15 protein-coding genes are annotated in these 16,649 nt (G+C 71.9%); 12 read left to right on the forward strand and 3 right to left on the reverse strand.

Going from position 1 to position 16,649, the window contains the following annotated elements; translation table 11 throughout:
• The 5 genes from AB0B40_RS31855 to AB0B40_RS31875 form a co-directional block, all read left to right on the forward strand.
• Positions 1-400, forward strand: a 400-nt coding sequence (locus AB0B40_RS31855) for a DUF3459 domain-containing protein (protein WP_362266982.1), incomplete at its 5' end; no start/stop codon positions are given.
• Positions 397-2,115 (forward strand): maltose alpha-D-glucosyltransferase, encoded by a 1,719-nt coding sequence (gene treS / locus AB0B40_RS31860; protein ID WP_362266983.1) that lies wholly within the window; start codon positions 397-399, stop codon positions 2,113-2,115. The genes AB0B40_RS31855 and treS, both read left to right, overlap by 4 nt.
• Positions 2,116-2,147: 32 nt before the next feature.
• Entirely contained in the window at positions 2,148-3,512 is a 1,365-nt protein-coding gene (locus tag AB0B40_RS31865; RefSeq protein WP_345048567.1) for a maltokinase, read from the forward strand.
• A 3-nt stretch (positions 3,513-3,515) separates the two neighbouring features.
• Positions 3,516-5,717, forward strand: coding sequence for a 1,4-alpha-glucan branching enzyme (gene glgB / locus AB0B40_RS31870; protein WP_362266985.1), 2,202 nt, complete (start codon positions 3,516-3,518; stop codon positions 5,715-5,717).
• A gap of 92 nt (positions 5,718-5,809) precedes the next feature.
• Complete coding sequence (locus AB0B40_RS31875) at positions 5,810-6,898, forward strand: glutamate--cysteine ligase (protein ID WP_362266986.1); 1,089 nt, start codon at positions 5,810-5,812, stop codon at positions 6,896-6,898.
• 19 nt (positions 6,899-6,917) lie between these two features.
• Here AB0B40_RS31875 and AB0B40_RS31880 read toward each other — a convergent pair whose 3' ends face one another.
• Positions 6,918-7,151: a DUF6480 family protein gene (locus tag AB0B40_RS31880; protein WP_345048572.1), complete on the reverse strand. Its 234-nt coding sequence runs from the start codon at positions 7,149-7,151 to the stop codon at positions 6,918-6,920.
• A 149-nt stretch (positions 7,152-7,300) separates the two neighbouring features.
• Here AB0B40_RS31880 and AB0B40_RS31885 point away from each other — a divergent pair, with 149 nt between their 5' ends.
• The 5 genes from AB0B40_RS31885 to AB0B40_RS31905 all read left to right on the forward strand — a co-directional run bounded on the left by AB0B40_RS31885 (position 7,301) and on the right by AB0B40_RS31905 (position 13,993).
• Positions 7,301-9,199, forward strand: coding sequence for an AMP-dependent synthetase/ligase (locus tag AB0B40_RS31885; RefSeq protein WP_345048574.1), 1,899 nt, complete (start codon positions 7,301-7,303; stop codon positions 9,197-9,199).
• Between the two features lie 151 nt (positions 9,200-9,350).
• The gene (locus AB0B40_RS31890) at positions 9,351-9,785 is read left to right on the forward strand and encodes an ATP-binding protein (RefSeq protein WP_345048575.1); all 435 of its coding nucleotides are present in this window, start codon (positions 9,351-9,353) and stop codon (positions 9,783-9,785) included.
• Between the two features lie 207 nt (positions 9,786-9,992).
• A complete protein-coding gene (locus tag AB0B40_RS31895) occupies positions 9,993-11,369 on the forward strand; it encodes an NAD(P)/FAD-dependent oxidoreductase (RefSeq protein ID WP_345048813.1) in 1,377 nt (458 codons plus the stop codon).
• A 95-nt stretch (positions 11,370-11,464) separates the two neighbouring features.
• Entirely contained in the window at positions 11,465-11,674 is a 210-nt protein-coding gene (locus AB0B40_RS31900; RefSeq protein WP_345048576.1) for a DUF4287 domain-containing protein, read from the forward strand.
• Positions 11,675-11,770: 96 nt separating this feature from the next.
• A complete protein-coding gene (locus AB0B40_RS31905; RefSeq protein ID WP_362267014.1) occupies positions 11,771-13,993 on the forward strand; it encodes an FUSC family protein in 2,223 nt (740 codons plus the stop codon).
• Positions 13,994-14,012: 19 nt separating this feature from the next.
• Here the strand turns inward: AB0B40_RS31905 and AB0B40_RS31910 are convergent, their stop codons facing one another.
• Positions 14,013-14,879, reverse strand: coding sequence for an RNA polymerase sigma factor SigF (locus AB0B40_RS31910; RefSeq protein ID WP_345048578.1), 867 nt, complete (start codon positions 14,877-14,879; stop codon positions 14,013-14,015).
• A 235-nt stretch (positions 14,880-15,114) separates the two neighbouring features.
• The gene (locus AB0B40_RS31915) at positions 15,115-15,552 is read right to left on the reverse strand and encodes an ATP-binding protein (protein ID WP_345048579.1); all 438 of its coding nucleotides are present in this window, start codon (positions 15,550-15,552) and stop codon (positions 15,115-15,117) included.
• Positions 15,553-15,676: 124 nt separating this feature from the next.
• Here AB0B40_RS31915 and AB0B40_RS31920 point away from each other — a divergent pair, with 124 nt between their 5' ends.
• Together AB0B40_RS31920 and AB0B40_RS31925 are read left to right on the forward strand one after the other, a co-directional pair.
• Positions 15,677-15,919 (forward strand): hypothetical protein, encoded by a 243-nt coding sequence (locus AB0B40_RS31920; RefSeq protein WP_345048581.1) that lies wholly within the window; start codon positions 15,677-15,679, stop codon positions 15,917-15,919.
• 271 nt (positions 15,920-16,190) lie between these two features.
• Entirely contained in the window at positions 16,191-16,649 is a 459-nt protein-coding gene (locus AB0B40_RS31925; protein ID WP_345048582.1) for a cyclic nucleotide-binding domain-containing protein, read from the forward strand.

The raw sequence follows: 16,649 nt of genomic DNA on the forward strand, positions 1-16,649 counted from the left end.
GGAAGCCGCCGAACGCGAGGGCCGCACCATCGCCCCGCTCATCACCAGGCTCAACACCATCCGGCGAGAGCACCCCGCGCTACAGCGCCTGCGCAATCTCCGCTTCCATCGGACCGACAACGATGCCGTGCTCGCCTACAGCAAGAGCACCGGCACGGACACGGTCGTCGTGGTCGTCAACCTCGACCCGCATCACGCCCAGGAGGCCACGGTCTCGTTGGACATGCCGCAACTCGGCCTGGACTGGGACGCCGCCCTGTCGGTGCACGACGAACTGACGGGCGAGACGTACCACTGGGGCAGGACCAACTACGTGCGTCTCACACCCGGCCGGACGCCGGCGCACGTGCTCCACGTCGGGCGATCGACGCCCCAGATCGGAGGGCCCGCAGCGTCATGACCGTCAACGACCCCGTACCGGACACCTTCGAGGACACTCCCGCGGGTGACCGGGACCCCGAGTGGTTCAAGCGCGCCGTCTTCTACGAGGTCCTGGTCCGCTCCTTCCAGGACAGCAACGGCGACGGCGTCGGCGACCTGAAGGGCCTGACCGCCAAGCTCGACTACCTGCAGTGGCTGGGGGTCGACTGTCTCTGGCTGCCGCCGTTCTTCAAGTCACCGTTGCGGGACGGCGGTTACGACGTCTCCGACTACACCGCCGTGCTTCCGGAGTTCGGTGACCTCGCCGACTTCGTGGAGTTCGTGGACGCCGCCCACCAGCGCGGCATGCGCGTGATCATCGACTTCGTCATGAACCACACCAGCGACCAGCACCCGTGGTTCCAGGAGTCCCGCAAGAACCCCGACGGCCCCTACGGCGATTACTACATGTGGGCCGACGACGACAAGCAGTACGAGGACGCCCGCATCATCTTCGTCGACACCGAGGCGTCCAACTGGACCTTCGATCCGGTCCGCGGCCAGTACTACTTCCACCGCTTCTTCTCGCACCAGCCGGACCTGAACTACGAGAACCCGGCCGTCCAGGAGGAGATCCTGGCCGCCCTGCGCTTCTGGCTGGACCTGGGCATCGACGGCTACCGCCTGGACGCGGTGCCCTACCTGTACGCGGAAGAGGGCACCAACTGCGAGAACCTGCCCGCCACCCACGACTTCCTCCGACGGGTCCGCCGGGACATCGACGCGATGTACCCGGACACCGTGCTGCTGGCGGAGGCGAACCAGTGGCCCGAGGACGTCGTCGACTACTTCGGCGACTACTCCGCCGGCGGCGACGAGTGCCACATGGCCTTCCACTTCCCCGTCATGCCGCGCATCTTCATGGCCGTACGGCGGGAGTCCCGCTACCCGGTATCCGAGATCCTCGCCAAGACCCCCGCGATCCCGTCCGGCTGCCAGTGGGGCATCTTCCTGCGCAACCACGACGAGCTGACCCTCGAAATGGTCACCGACGAGGAACGCGACTACATGTGGGCCGAGTACGCCAAGGACCCGCGGATGCGCGCCAACATCGGCATCCGCCGCCGCCTCGCACCCCTGCTCGACAACGACCGCAACCAGATCGAGCTGTTCACCGCCCTGCTGCTGTCCCTGCCCGGCTCACCGATCCTCTACTACGGCGACGAGATCGGCATGGGCGACAACATCTGGCTCGGCGACCGCGACGCCGTACGCACCCCCATGCAGTGGACACCCGACCGCAACGCGGGCTTCTCGACCTGCGACCCGGGACGGCTGTACCTGCCCACCATCATGGACCCGGTCTACGGCTACCAGGTCACCAACGTGGAAGCCTCCATGTCCTCCCCGTCCAGTCTGCTGCACTGGACCCGGCGCATGATCGAGATCCGCAAGCAGAACCCCGCCTTCGGACTCGGCTCGTTCACGGAACTGCAGTCCTCCAACCCGGCGGTCCTGGCGTTCCTGCGCGAGTACGGCGACGACCTGGTGCTGTGCGTGAACAACTTCTCGCGCTTCGCCCAGCCCACCGAACTCGATCTGCGGGCCTACGACGGACGGCACCCCGTCGAGCTGATCGGCGGAGTGCGCTTCCCCGCCATCGGTGAACTGCCCTACCTGCTGACCCTGCAAGGCCACGGCTTCTACTGGTTCCGGCTCACCCGAGTCGCATCCCGCATCGGCCGCCGCCGCTGACCCGTCCGGCGCCGAGGAAAGGACGCGTCACCATGCCGAAGACCATCACCCCCCGGCCGCGTACCGCGACCGGCATCGACGGGCCACTGGCCTCACTGGGCGGTCTGCTGCGCGAATGGCTGCCGAGGCAACGCTGGTTCGCGGGCAAGGACCGGCCGGTCACCGATCTGTCGGTGCTGTCCGTGACCGAGCTGTTCCCGGGGTGTCTGCACCTGCTGGTACACGCCTCGCACGTACCGGTGCCCACCCCCGGCGGCACTGCGCCGCCCGGGGACTGCTACCAGCTGCTGCTGGGGCTGCGCCGGCACCTCGCCCCGCGCCTGGAACGGGCGTTCATCGGGCGCGCCCAGGAGGGCCCGCTCGCCGGGCTCGCGGTGTACGACGCGCTGCAGGATCCGCGCTCGGCCGATCTGCTGCTGGAGCGGCTGCGGCAGCCCGGCGCGGCGGGGCCGCTGCGCTTCGAGGCGGCCCCGGGTGCCCGTCTGCCCGGCGGCCTGCCGCCGCGGCTGCTGGACGCCGAGCAGTCCAACTCCTCGATCGTGTACGGCGACGCGTACATCCTGAAGGTGTTCCGGCGGATCCAGCCGGGCGTCAACCCGGACCTGGAGGTGCCGGCGGCGCTGGCCGCCCAGGGCTGCGCCCGGGTGCCCGCGCCGGTGGCGTGGTTCACCACGACCGCCCCGCGCCGGGCCACCCTCGGGGTGCTCCAGCCGTTCCTGCCGGACGCCACCGACGGCTGGTCGCTGGCGCTCAGCGCACTCGCCGCCGGCGACGACTTCACCGCCGAGGCCCGCGCGCTGGGCCGGGCCATGGCCGAGGTGCACCTGGCGCTGGCCGAGGCCTTCCCGCCGGCCGGGCCCGGGGAGAACGGCCGTACGGCCGAGGCGATGTGCGCGCGGCTGGACGCCGCCGCGCACGCCGTACCCGGCCTGCTGCCCTTCGTGCCCGGCCTGAAGGCCGCGTTCGGGGCGCTGGCCACGTGCGACACCGGACCGCCCGCCCAGCGCATCCACGGCGACCTGCACCTCGGACAGGTGCTGCGGGCCGGCCGCGACTGGTTCGTCATCGACTTCGAGGGCGAACCCTCGCGTCCGCTCGCCGAACGGCGGGCCCCGCAGTCCCCGGTGCGCGACGTCGCCGGGATGCTGCGCTCCTTCGACTACGCGGCCCGGCAGCGCCGCCCGTGGCGACCCGAGTGGGCGCGCCGCTGCCGGGAGGCGTTCTGCGCGGGCTACGCGGCCCGCGCGGGCTGGGATCCACGCAAGAAGCACGCGCTGCTGCGCGCGCACGAGACGGACAGGGCGGTCTACGAGGTGCTGTACGAGGCAAGACACCGGCCGGACTGGCTGCCGGTTCCGATGGCGGCGATCAAGCGGCTCGCCGTATGGGGAGGCTGACTCATGGCACTGCGTGACACCACGCGACCCGAGGCCGCGGGGCCGGTGCCGCCCGCGGCCGTAGCCCTGGACACGGCCGACCGGGGCCGGCTGCTGGCCGGCGCGCACCACGATCCGCACGCCCTGCTGGGCGCCCACCCGGTGCCCGGCGGCGTTCAGTTCCGGGCACTGCGCCCGAACGCCCGGTCGATGAGCGTCCTGACCGACGGGAAGCGCACCGAGATGTGGTCGGAGGGCGACGGTCTGTTCGCCACCGTCCTGCCCTGTACGGAGATCCCGGCGTACACCCTGCTGGTGGCGTACGGCGACGCCGAGCAGGAGGTGCACGACCCGTACCGCTTCCTGCCCGCCCTCGGCGAGCTGGACCTGCATCTGATCCGGGAGGGCCGCCACGAGCAGCTGTGGCGGGCGCTCGGCGCCGAGCCGATGGTCCACCAGGGCGTGGCCGGCACCCGCTTCACCGTGTGGGCGCCGAACGCCCAGGGGGTGCGGGTGGCGGGGGACTTCACCTACTGGGACGGCACCCAGTACCCGATGCGGTCGCTCGGCGCGTCCGGGGTCTGGGAGCTGTTCCTGCCCGGGATCGGCGAGGGCACCCGGTACAAGTTCGAGATCACGTCCCGGCACGGCCACCGGTTCCTGAAGGCCGACCCGATGGCCCGGTGCGCGGAGGTGCCGCCGGACACTGCGTCGGTCGTGACGGCCTCGCGTTACGAGTGGGGCGACGGCGAGTGGATGGCGCATCGCGGCGACGTCCCCGTGCACCAGGCGCCGTTCTCGGTGTACGAGGTGCATCTCCCCTCCTGGCGGCCCGGTCTGTCGTACCGTCAGCTCGCCGAGGAACTCCCCGTCTACGCCAAGGAGATGGGCTTCACGCATGTGGAGCTGATGCCCGTGGCCGGGCACCCCTTCAGCGGCTCCTGGGGTTACCAGGTCACGTCCTACTACGCGCCCACACCGCGGCTCGGCTCCCCCGACGACCTGCGGTACTTCGTGGACGCCTGTCACCGGGCCGGACTCGGTGTGATCATGGACTGGGTGCCGGCGCACTTCCCGAAGGACGACTGGGCGCTGGCCCGGTTCGACGGGGACCCGCTGTACGAGCCCGGCAACGCGACGCGGGCGGAGCATCCGGACTGGGGCACGTACGTGTTCGACTACGGCCGCACCGAGGTGCGCAACTTCCTCGTCGCCAACGCGGTGTACTGGTGCGAGGAGTTCCACATCGACGGGCTGCGCGTGGACGCCGTCGCCTCGATGCTCTACCTGGACTACTCGCGGGACTCCGGCCAGTGGGAGCCGAACGTGTTCGGCGGGCGGGAGGACCTCGACGCGGTCGCCTTCCTGCAGGAGATGAACGCCACCGTGTACCGGCGCTGCCCGGGGGTGGTGACCATCGCCGAGGAGTCCACGGCCTGGGACGGGGTGACCCGGCCGACGGACGGCGGCGGCCTCGGGTTCGGCCTGAAGTGGAACATGGGCTGGATGCACGACTCGCTGGAGTACATCCAGAAGGAGCCGGTGCACCGCAAGTACCACCACGACGAGATGACCTTCTCGATGGTGTACGCCTACAGCGAGAACTACGTCCTGCCCATCTCGCACGACGAGGTGGTCCACGGCAAGCAGGCGCTGGTGTCGAAGATGCCCGGCGACTGGTGGCAGCGGCGCGCCAATCACCGTGCCTACCTGGGCTTCATGTGGGCCCACCCGGGCAAGCAGCTGTTGTTCATGGGGCAGGAGTTCGCGCAGGGGGCGGAGTGGTCCGAGGCGCACGGCCCGGAGTGGTGGCTGCTCGGCGACGACTACCACTCCGCCGGTGACCACCGGGGCGTCCAGGGTCTGGTCCGGGACCTGAACGCGGTGTACCGGGCGACGCCGGCGCTGTGGCAGCGGGACACCGACCCGGGCGGCTTCCGGTGGGTGCTGTGCGACGCGGCGGACGACAACGTCCTGGCGTTCCTGCGGTTCGCCGCGGACGGCAGCCCGCTGCTGGCGGTCTCGAACTTCTCCCCCGTCGTCCGGGCGGACTACCGCCTGTGGGTACCGGACGACGTCCCCGTCTGGCACGAGGCACTGAACACCGACGACGTCCGCTACGGCGGCAGCGGGGTCGGCACCGCGGGGCCGGTCAAGCCCGAGGACGGGTTCCTCGGTCTGACACTGCCGCCGCTCGCCACGGTCTGGCTGACGCCGGAGCGCTGAGAGCCGCAGGTGTCGGCGGCCGTCCGGGGGGCAGTCGAGGTCGTACAGACCGTCGACTGCCCTCAGCGGCACGGACAGAAGGGCGGCACCAGGTGCGCACCGTCGGAGTGGAGGAGGAACTCCTCCTGGTGGATCCGGACAGCGGCGACCCGAAGGCGCTCGCGTCGGCCGTCCTGGCCCACGCGGCTCAGGACGATCCCGGTCAGGACGTCTTCGAGAAGGAGCTGTTCGGCCAGATGCTGGAGTTCGCCACGCATCCGCAGTCGGACATGGCGGACCTCGGTGACGAGATCGTCCGCTGCCGCAAGGAGGCGGCCCGGCACGCCGGGGAGATCGGTTGCACCGTCGCCGCGCTGGCCACCTCTCCCCTGCCGGTCAGTCCCGCGCTCAGCGTGAACGAGCGGTACCAGTGGCTGGCCGAGCGGTACGGGGTGCCCACCTGGGAGCAGCTCGTGTGCGGCTGCCATGTCCATGTGTCGGTGGAGTCCGACGAGGAGGGCATCGCGGTCCTCGACCGGGTCCGCCCGTGGCTGTCGGTGCTGCGGGCGATCAGCGCGAACTCCCCGTTCTGGCAGGGCCGCGACACGGGCTACGCCAGCTATCGCAGCCGGGTGTGGAACCGCTGGCCGTCGGCCGGGCCGACCGAGCTGTTCGGGTCCGCCGAGGGGTACCACCGGCGGGTGGCCGACATGGTGGCCACCGGGGTCATCCTCGACGAGGGGATGGTCTATTTCGACGCCCGGCTGTCGGCCCGCTATCCGACGGTGGAGTTCCGGGTGGCGGACGTCTGTCTGTGCGCGGACACCGCGGTGCTGATCGCCACGCTCTGCCGCGCTCTGGTGGAGACGGCCGCGCGCGACTGGCGGGCGGGCCGGCCGGTGGCCGATCCCGGTGTGAGCGTGCTCAGGCTGGCCGACTGGCAGGCCGCCCGGTTCGGGCTGGAGGAGGACCTCCTCGATCCGGTCACCCTGCGGCCCCGGCCCGCCCGGCAGGTGCTGGCGTCCCTGCTGGAGCACGCCGGGGACGCGCTCGCGGCGAGCGGCGACGCGGACCGCGCGGCAGGGGCCGTCGAGGAGCTGCTGCGCCGGGGCAACGGCGCACGGGAGCAGCGCCTGCTGCTGGAGCGCACCGGCAGCCTGCGCGACGTCGTCACCGAGTGCGCGCGGCGTACGCAGGGCTGAGCGGGCCGCCCGGCGGCGTTCAGAGGATCAGGATCAGGGCGTAGACCAGGAAGAAGGCCGCGACCAGCGCGACCAGGAGCAGGATCACGGTCAGCGGTGCCTTGGCCCAGCCTCTGTTCTGGGCTTGCGGCTCCCGGGGCCCTGCCTCGGGCATGCTGCTCTCGGCGGGCGGTGTCTCACCGGGCGGAACTCCCCCACCTGGCTCCAGTCCGGTCGTGCGCTCGGGTTCCGGATCGGGGTTCACATGGCTCATGCCCCCCGAGTCCCCAGGACGCGCCCACATCATCAGCCGATCACGACTTCCCCGATCCCGTCACCGAACGCTCCTCCCTGAGCTACATTCGAGCACCGCCGACACCGAGCCGATCGGCGGAGTGACCCTCCGTACACCGGGAGCAGCGCATGCGCGACGTCGCCCTCGCTCCGGCATCCACCCCGCCGCTGACCGGCGGCCTCGCCGACAGTGTCTTCGCGACGGCGGACCGGGATCCCACGCTGCCGGTGCTGGCGCGCCGCGCGGGCCCCGGTCCCGCCGGATGGGAGACGACGACGGCGGTCGAGCTGCGGGACGAGGTGGTCGGGCTGGCCAAGGGCCTGATCGCCTCGGGGATCTCCCCCGGGCACCGGGTGGCCCTGATGGCCCGTACCCGCTACGAGTGGACGGTGCTGGCCCACGCGCTGTGGGCCGTGGGCGCCGAGGTCGTGCCGGTCCACCCGGCGTCCTCGCGCGAGCAGGTCGAATGGATCCTGCGGGACGCGGGCTGCGTGGCCGTGGTCGCGGAGGACGAGCAGGGTGTGATGACCGTCGGCACGGTGTGCGCCCGGCTGCCGCGGCTGCGGCACGTCTGGCAGCTGGACTCCGGTGCTCTGCCCGACCTGGTCGAGCGGGGGGCGGTGGTCCCGTACACCACGGTGGAGTCGCTGCGCCGGATCGTGCTGCCGGACTCCACGGCGGCCGTGGTCTACACCTCCGGTACCTCGGGCCGGCCGATGGGCTGTGCCCTCAGCCACCGGGGCCTGGCCTACCCGTGCGACACCCTGCTGGCGGGCTGGGCGCACACCGCGGCTCCCCCGGGCGAACAGCCGTCCGTGCTGGCCTTCCTGCCGTTCTCGCACGTCTACGGCATGATGATCATGCTCACGTGTGTCCGCGGCGGGGTACTGATGGCGCACGAGCCGGAGGTGACGGAGGCGGCGCTGGCGTCGGCCCTGAGCACCTTCCGGCCGACGTACCTGTACGGCGTGCCGTCGGTGTTCGAGCGGCTGTACAAGACGTTCCTGCGCACCGCGCAACAGGCGGGCCGGGGTGCGCTGTTCGAGCGGGCCGCGCAGACCGCACGGGACTTCGCGGCGGCCGAGGAACGCCGGAGGCTGGGCACCGGGCCCGGGCCGGGACTCGAGCTGAGGCTGCAGCACGCCCTGTACGAGCGGACGGTGTACCGCAGGCTCCGGGCCTCGCTCGGCGGCCGGGTGGTGCGGGGCACCTCGGGCGGCTCGGCGCTCGGCCGCGAACTGGCCATGTTCTACGAGGGCATGGGCGTCTTCCTCCACGACGGCTACGGGCTCACCGAGGCCGCCGGCGGGATCACCATGCAGCCGCTCGGCCGGGAGAAGTCCGGAACCGTGGGGCTGCCGCTGCCGGGCACCCAGGTCCAGGTGGCCGACGACGGGGAGATCCTGGTGCGCGGGCCGTCGGTGTTCCAGGGCTACATCAGCGACGAGACGGCGACCCGGGCCGCGCTGCGCGGCGGCTGGCTGGCCACCGGGGACATCGGCCGGCTGGACTCCGAGGGCTATCTGACGATCACCGGGCGCAAGAAGGACATCATCGTCACCAGCGGCGGCACGAGCGTGGCGCCGGCCCTGCTGGAGCAGCGGCTGCGCATGCATCCGCTGGTCCACCAGGCGGTGGTGATCGGCGACGACCGGCCCTGTGTCGGCGCCCTGATCACCCTGGACCCCGACTTCCTCACGCACTGGCGGGCCGCCCTGGCACTGCCGGGCGATCATCCGGGCCGCGAGGCCCGGGAGGAGAACGCGCTGCGGGAGGAGATCGCGCGGGCCGTGGCCTGCGCCAACAGCGCGGTGTCCCGCGCGGAGTCCATCAGGGTCTACCGCGTCCTGCAGGATCCGTTCGCGGCGGACGACGGGCTGCTCACGCCGTCCCTGAAGTTGCGGCGGGACGCCGTCGTGCGGCACTACGCGGCCGAGATCGAGGCGATGTACCAGGCGCGTTCGCGGTCGCGGCCGGTGGTTCAGGAGCCGGCCGAGTGGGACGAGGCGGACGACGTCTTCCGTTGAGGAGACACACCCGGGATGCCGCCGGGCCGAGGGGGGACGGATAGTCCGCACGGCTGTGGGAACCCGCAGCGGAGCGAGAGATCAGCAACGACGACCGTCCTGGTCGAAGGGGCCGAGCCGGACCCTGTGGGCCGGGACCGGGGAATGCGAGATGGTGACGGAGCCGCGCTGGGACGACACACCGCCTTCGGAGGAGAGCTACGAGCGCACGTTCTCCTTCCCGGGTGAGCTGCGCAATGTGACGGGCGCGCGGCTGGCGGCGGAGGAGTTCCTCCGCTCCCTCGCCCGCCACGCGCCGCCGCGGGCGCACGAGTACTGGGACGACATCCTGCTGGTCGTCACGGAGCTGGCCGCGAACGCGATCCAGTACGCGCCCGGCCCCTTCGATCTGCGGCTGCGCCGCACCTTCGACGGGGTGCACGTGACGATGCGGGACACGAACCGGGCGGCGCCGGAACCGCGGCCCTTCCACCCGCGTACGGGCGGCGGCGGCATCGGCTGGCACCTGGTGCACACGCTGTGCACCCAGGTCAGCGTCGTCGTGCACGACGGCGGCAAGGACATCCACGCGTTCCTGCCCTGGTGAGGGGGGTTCGGTTCGACGTGTAGGTGTGCGTCATCCGGTTACTCCACTCTCCGGTGGGGGCATGCCTGTCCCCACGCGTTCGTCTGCCTGCCGCGCCCAGCTGGCGGAACGGCTGGAGGCACGGTGGGATCGGAGTCGGAGTTGGTGCGCGGCGATCCGGGGCAGGCGAACGGCGTCGAGTCGGACCGCCTGGAGCCGCAGAAAGGGATGAACACCGTGACACGACCCAGGATCCTGGTGGTTGGCGCCGGCTTCGCCGGAGTCGAGTGCGTCCAACGCCTGGAGCGCAAACTCGCCCCCGACGAGGCCGACGTCACCTTGGTGACGCCGTTCGCCTACCAGCTGTACCTTCCACTGCTGCCCCAGGTCGCCTCCGGTGTGCTCACGCCGCAGTCGATCGCCATCAGCCTGCGCCGGAGCCGGAAGTACCGCACCCGGATCCTGCCGGGCGGCGCGATCGGTGTGGACCTGAAGGCCAAGGTGTGCGTGGTGCGCACCATCACCGACAAGATCGTCAACGAGCACTACGACTACATCGTGCTGGCACCGGGCAGCGTGACCCGCACCTTCGACATCCCCGGCCTGACCGACAACGCCTTCGGGATGAAGACGCTCGCCGAGGCCGCCTACATCCGCGACCACGTCATCTCGCAGCTCGACCTGGCGGACGCCAGCGACGACCCGGCGGAGCGGGCGGCGCGGCTGCAGTTCGTGGTGGTCGGGGGCGGCTACGCGGGCACCGAGACCGCGGCCTGCCTCCAGCGGCTGACGCACGCCGCCGTGCAGCGCTATCCGCGTCTGGACCCGGGTCTGATCAAGTGGCATCTGATCGACATCGCGCCGAGGCTCATGCCGGAGCTGGGCGAGAAGCTCGGCCGCAGCGCGCAGGAGATCCTGAAGCGGCGTGGCGTCGACGTCTCGCTGGGCGTGTCGATCGACAAGGCCGGCCCGGAGGAGGTCACCTTCACCGACGGCCGGGTGGTGCCGACGCACACCCTGATCTGGACGGCCGGTGTGGTCGCCAGCCCGCTGATCGGCACGCTCGGCGCGGAGACGGTCAAGGGACGGCTGGCGGTCACCGCCGAGATGTGCCTGCCGGGGCACGACGGGGTGTTCGCGCTCGGCGACTCGGCGGCGGTGCCGGACCTGGCGAAGGGTCAGGAGGGAGCGGTGTGCCCGCCCACCGCGCAGCACGCCATGCGGCAGGGCAGGAAGGTCGCCGACAACGTCATGGCGGCACTGCGGGGTCAGCCGCTGCAGCCGTACAAGCACAAGGACCTGGGGCTGGTGGTGGACCTGGGCGGCAAGGACGCGGTGTCCAAGCCGCTCGGTGTCGAGCTGCGCGGGTTGCCCGCGCAGGCGGTGGCGCGCGGCTACCACTGGTCGGCGCTGCGCACGAACGTCGCCAAGACCCGGGTGATGACCAACTGGCTGCTGAACGCGGTCGCGGGCGACGACTTCGTGCGCACCGGCTTCCAGGCCCGCAAGCCGGCGACACTGAAGGACTTCGAGTTCACCGACACGTACCTGACGCCGGAACAGGTCCGGGCGCGCGTGGCCGGCGAGGCGCTCGACCAGCCCTGATGTGACGTGAATCACCGAGAGGCCGCCGATCATTCCGCACCGGACCGGCGGTCTTCTCATGTGACCGGCATACGTCGCACGAAGGGACACACCACATGACCGAGAAGACCGCGAAGGGCCCCGCGAGCTACTTCCCCTCGATCGAGAAGAAGTACGGCCGCCCGGTCGCCGAGTGGCAGGAGCTGATCCGCTCCTCGCCGCTGACGAAGCACATGGAGCTGGTCGGCTGGCTGAAGTCGGAGCACGGTCTCGGTCACGGGCACGCCAACGCCCTGGTGGCCGCCACGCTGGCCGAAGGCCGTTAGCCCGGGCCCGCGTGCGATGCTGGGTCGGAGATCCATTTCCGGCACGGGAGAGAGCACGGCGGCGTGAAGGCAGCGGGACGGTCGGGACGGGTACGGATGTGGGACCGGCTCGCGGCGTCGGACCCGGGACTGCTCCGGCTCACCGCGGGGCTGCGCACGGTCACCGCGATCGCCCTGACCCTCGCCGTGCTCGCCGTGCTGCGCCTCCCGGTGCCCCGACTGGTCGCCGGGGCCATGGCGGCGATGGTCGCCACCTTCGCGATCCGGGAGAAGCAGCGGGGCGCGCAGGCCGTCACGCTCGCACTCGGCCTGCCGGTGGCGCTGGCCTCGGTCTCGCTGGGCTCCCTGCTCAGCCAACAGGTCGTGGCCGGAGACCTGTTCTTCGTCGTCCTCATCTTCTGCGCCGTCTACAGCCGCCGGTTCGGCGACCGCGGCACGGCGCTGGGGATGATCGGCTTCCAGGTCTACTTCCTCTCCCTGTTCGTGCGCGCGACGGTCTCCGGGCTGCCCGCGCTGTACGGCGTCATCAGCGTGGCGTTCGCGTGCAGCGCCGTCGCCCGCTTCGTGCTGCTGCCGCAGACCCCGGCCGGCACCCTGGACCGACTGCTGCGGGCCTTCCGCGCCCGGCTCGCGCAGTTGCTCGCCACTCAGGCCGAATTGCTGGACGCCGGGCCCGACGAGGCCGAGAAGGTGCTGGAGGATCTGCGCACCGGCACCGCGCGGCTGCACGAGACGGCGCTGATGATCCAGGGCCGGCTGGAGGACGGCACCTCGGACCCGGCCGTGGCCCGGCTGCTCCAGCGCCGGATCGCGGAGGCCGAGATCGCCGCGGAGCGGCTCGGGCTGCTGCTGCTCACCGCGCGCAGCGCCGAGCGCACCGACACGCTGACCATGCACCTGCCGGGCGCCCCGCTGCCCTCCGGGGGTGAGCTGCCGGTGCGGGACGAGGCGACGGCCGCGCTCCGCCGGGACCTGAACGCGCTGCGGCTGCTGATGCTGCGGCCGGCCGGCGAGGTGTCGGGGATCGGACTCGCCCAGGTGCGCAACCGGCTGCTGGGCTATCGCGAGGAGGAGAACCTGCCCGAGGCCGCCCCGGCCGTCCAGGACGTCTTCCGGGGTCTCGGTGAGGTCGCGCGGGCCGCGCTCGGCCTGCGGCTCGCGCTGGACGGCCCGCAGGACGAGTCCGACGACTCCCCCGCCACCGCCCGCTCGCGCGAGGAGCTGGACGCGGAGGACGCCGCGATCGGGATCAGCGAGGAGAGCGAACCGGAGAAGGCGGAGCCTGCCGGTCTGAAGCGGCCCACCACCCGGGCCGCGCTGCAGGTGGCCGCCGGTTCCTCACTGGCCATCGTCGGCGGCGAGCTGCTGTCCAGCCAGCGCTGGTACTGGGCGGTGCTGACCTGCTGGATCGTCTTCATCAACACCGCCTCCACCGGCGAGATCCTGGTGAAGGGCTACCGGCGGCTGGTGGGCACGGTCCTGGGGGTGGTGGCCGGCATCGGGCTCGCCGGGCTGGTCGGGCACCACACCTGGACGGCGTTCGCACTGGTGCTGCTGTTCGTCTTCGCGATGTTCTACACCGCGCCCCTGTCGTACACCCTGATGTCGTTCTTCGTGACGGCGATGCTGGGCCTGCTGTACACCCTGCTGAACACGTACAGCATGTCGGTGCTGGTGCTGCGGATCGAGGAGACGGCGCTCGGCGCGGCCTGCGGGGTGATCGCGGCGGCGGTGGTGCTGCCGATCCACACCCACCGCCGTACCGACGAGCTGCTGGTGGCGGCTCTGGAGCGGCTCGCCGACGTCACACGGGGCGCCGTCGACCAGCTCAGCGGCGGCGCCGGCGGCGACCTGGTGGAGCGGGCGCGCGAGCTGGACCAGGCGCTGGCCGACCTGCGGGCGGCCACCCAGCCGCTGACCCATCCGATCACTCCGCTGCGCGCACGCCGGGAAACGGTCCGGTATGTGGTGGCGCTGCTGGAGACCTGCGCCTACCACGCGCGTTCACTCGCGGCGACGGCCGAGCTGCTGCCGACGCATCCGGCGATCGCGGCGGATCCGCGGCTGCGCGGGGCGGGCCGCCGGATCGTGCACAACATCGAGGCGATCGCCGCGCACGTGGCGGACCCGCGCTCCACCGTGCAGATCGAAACCGGCCCCAGCATCGCGTCGATGCTGGAGCCGGGAACCCTGCGCACCCCGCGGTACGGCCGGGTGACGGACCGGGTGCTGCGTCATCTGCAGCGGCTGGACGAGGCTGTCTCCGGGCTGGCCCGTCCGCTGGGCGCCGCGGGCGGCCCCGCACAGCCACGGACGTGAGCGCCCGGGCGTCCGCCGCTCACGGCTGCCCGGTGCCGGGCCGGCGGCTGCCGAGCACCTCGTCGCGGACGCGGGCGCAACTGCGGCTGATCAGCCGGGAGACGTGCATCTGGGAGATGCCGAGCCGGTCGGCGATGCGGCTCTGCGTCATGTCCTCGAAGAAGCGCATGTAGAGAATCGCCCGCTCGCGCTCGGGCAGCCGGCGCAGCCCCTCCTTGGCGGCCTCGCGGTCGACCACGACGTCGTAGGAGGTCTCCGCCTCACCGAGGGTGTCGGCGAGGCTGTAACCGTCGTCGCCGGCGGACAGCTCGGCGTCCAGCGAGAGGGTGCTGAAGCTCTCCAGCGCCTCCATGCCGGCGTTCACCTCGTCCTCGGAGAGCCCGGTGTGGGCGGCGACGTCGGCCACGGTGGGTTCGGGGCTGCCGGGGTTCTGGGTGAGTTCCCGCCGGGCCACGCGGACCCGGTTGCGCAGCTCCTGCACCCGGCGCGGCACGCGCAGGGCCCACATCCGGTCGCGGAAGTGCCGCTTGACCTCTCCGGTGATCGTCGGCACGGCATAGCTCTCGAAGGCGCCGCGGGAGGGGTCGAATCGGTCGATGGCCTTGACCAGTCCGAGCGCGGCCACCTGCCGCAGATCCTCGACGGACTCGCCGCGGTCGCGGAACCGGCCGGCGATCCGGTGGGCCATGGGCAGCCAGGCGGTGACGAGTTCATCGCGTACGGCGTCCCGCTCGGGGCCGTCCTCCAGTTCCGCCAGCCGGGCGAAGCTCTCCGCGGTGTCGGGGGCGTCATCATGGTTCCGCCGGCTGGGCGCCGGGGTGGCACCGGCGGGAACGCCAGCGGGGGCGGACGCGCCGGGACGGCTTGTCGACATGTCGGTCAGCATGCGGAATCGCTCCTGAACGTGGTTTCAGGGCACGGCCGGAACTGCGGTTACCGGTCCAGGCCCGAACGGTGGTGTCAGGGGGTCGCCGCGGGGAAACCGCCGGGCTCGCCAGAGAGCGGGCCCGGGCAGCGGTCGTGTCCCCGCTGGGCGCGCGCCTCCGGTCCGAAGCACGAGGTTCCGTCTGCCCCCCGGCCATGCGGACAAACGCCGCTGCGCGGAACTTCGGGAAACCGCTTCAGTTCAGGGGTACGACGGCGGTGATGCGCTTGCCGCCGCAGGGCAGCTCCGCGACCCGGACGTCCCGGGCCAGCCGGCACACGATGGGCCAGCCGCGCCCGCCGGGCAGGGTGCGACCGCTGTCGTCCATGGCTTTGGGGGTCACCGGGAGTGCGTCACTGCGGTCGCTGACCGAGACCCGCACACCGCCGGAGTCGACATCGACGTCGAAGCCGGTGATCCCGCCGCCGTGCAGCAGGGCGTTGGTGGTGAGTTCCGAGGTGACCAGCAGGGCGTCCTCCACGGCCTCGGGCGGGCAGGGCAGGGCACGGGCGCGGCACCGTTCGGTCATCACGCGTTCCACCGTTCTGCGCGCCTCGGCCGGTCGGCCCGGCACCCGGCGGCGCGCGGCCGGCAGGGTGGTGGCGGAGGAGTCGGTCCGGTGCTTGTCGAGCATCCTGTCCTCCCTCTACGGGCCCGGGTTGCGTTGCTCTCCCCCTTCCGGCTGACCCTCGAAGCCGTTGTCAAACACCGTCGGCGCCGTGTGCCATCACCTGGGCTGCGGCGGGTATCCGCCCGGCATGACCGATGTGGTGGACGCGGACGAACTGTTGCGGCGGATCCGGCGGGGCCTGGAGCATGCGGCCGAGGAGGAGCGGGCCTGGCGGGAGCGGGCCCAGAGCCTGACGGCGACGGATCCGGAGGGCGCGCGGGAGGCGGCGGACCGGGCGAGGGCGTACGAGGTGGTACTGCGGGTGCTGGAGGAGATCGTCCGTCCGGGCGAGGCCGCGGCGCGGGCGGGCGAAGTGAAACAGGTCACCTGACCCGCTTCGGGTTACCGGCGGATGGAGTAGATGGTTTATTCTTCATCCATACGTGATGCGCGGGAGCGGCGCGGAACCGTCCTTCCCCCCTCCCCCGCGTCACCGCATACGGCCCTGGCTGGTTTCCCCCGTCCAGCCAGGGCTTTTTGCTGCCCTGGAGGCGACACGCCGGCGGAAAGCCGCTGCCTTCGAGGTGCCCGGGGAGGCGGCAGCGGCTGAAATGGGCTTGAGCACCCCACCCGCAACCGCCGCCGGCGAGGAGCCCCGCGCCATGACCAAAGCGATCAAACTGCTCACCGCCCTGCCCCAGGCGCAGCGCGAGCGCCTGATGGAGGTGGCCGAGGAGGTCTCCTTCCCGGAGGACACCCGCATCTTCGAGGCGGGCGGCACGGCCGACCGTTTCTGGGTGATCCGCTCGGGCGCGGTCCATCTGGACCAGCAGGTCACCTCCCGGCAGCAGGTGACCGTGGCCACGCTCGGGGCGGGCGACCTGCTCGGCTGGTCCTGGCTGTTCCCGCCGTACAAGTGGGACTTCGGCGCGGTGGCCTTCAGCAACGTACGGGCCTACCAGTTCGACGGGCCGTCCGTGCTCGCGCTGTGCGTGGAGGATCCGCTGCTCGGGCTCTCGGTGGTGCGCACGGTGGCCGAGATCCTCGCCCACCGGCTGGAGACGACCCGCGGGAAACTGATGGACCAGTACACGATGCGCAGGGCGCGAGGGCCCCTGTAG

Source organism: Streptomyces sp. NPDC042638 (assembly GCF_040647235.1).
GTDB classification, from domain to species: Bacteria; Actinomycetota; Actinomycetes; order Streptomycetales; family Streptomycetaceae; genus Streptomyces; species Streptomyces rameus.

Excerpts from the sequence above, each read along its gene's own strand:
- glgB (WP_362266985.1), top strand. The coding sequence starts at position 3,516 with ATGGCACTGCGTGACACCACGCGACCCGAGGCCGCGGGGCCGGTGCCG.
- AB0B40_RS31890 (WP_345048575.1), top strand. The coding sequence starts at position 9,351 with ATGGTGACGGAGCCGCGCTGGGACGACACACCGCCTTCGGAGGAGAGC.
- AB0B40_RS31895 (WP_345048813.1), top strand. The coding sequence starts at position 9,993 with ATGAACACCGTGACACGACCCAGGATCCTGGTGGTTGGCGCCGGCTTC.
- AB0B40_RS31905 (WP_362267014.1), top strand. The coding sequence starts at position 11,771 with ATGTGGGACCGGCTCGCGGCGTCGGACCCGGGACTGCTCCGGCTCACC.
- AB0B40_RS31885 (WP_345048574.1), top strand. The coding sequence starts at position 7,301 with ATGCGCGACGTCGCCCTCGCTCCGGCATCCACCCCGCCGCTGACCGGC.
- AB0B40_RS31900 (WP_345048576.1), top strand. The coding sequence starts at position 11,465 with ATGACCGAGAAGACCGCGAAGGGCCCCGCGAGCTACTTCCCCTCGATC.
- treS (WP_362266983.1), top strand. The coding sequence starts at position 397 with ATGACCGTCAACGACCCCGTACCGGACACCTTCGAGGACACTCCCGCG.
- AB0B40_RS31910 (WP_345048578.1), bottom strand. The coding sequence starts at position 14,879 with ATGCTGACCGACATGTCGACAAGCCGTCCCGGCGCGTCCGCCCCCGCT.
- AB0B40_RS31925 (WP_345048582.1), top strand. The coding sequence starts at position 16,191 with ATGACCAAAGCGATCAAACTGCTCACCGCCCTGCCCCAGGCGCAGCGC.
- AB0B40_RS31915 (WP_345048579.1), bottom strand. The coding sequence starts at position 15,552 with ATGCTCGACAAGCACCGGACCGACTCCTCCGCCACCACCCTGCCGGCC.
- AB0B40_RS31865 (WP_345048567.1), top strand. The coding sequence starts at position 2,148 with ATGCCGAAGACCATCACCCCCCGGCCGCGTACCGCGACCGGCATCGAC.
- AB0B40_RS31920 (WP_345048581.1), top strand. The coding sequence starts at position 15,677 with ATGACCGATGTGGTGGACGCGGACGAACTGTTGCGGCGGATCCGGCGG.
- AB0B40_RS31880 (WP_345048572.1), bottom strand. The coding sequence starts at position 7,151 with ATGAGCCATGTGAACCCCGATCCGGAACCCGAGCGCACGACCGGACTG.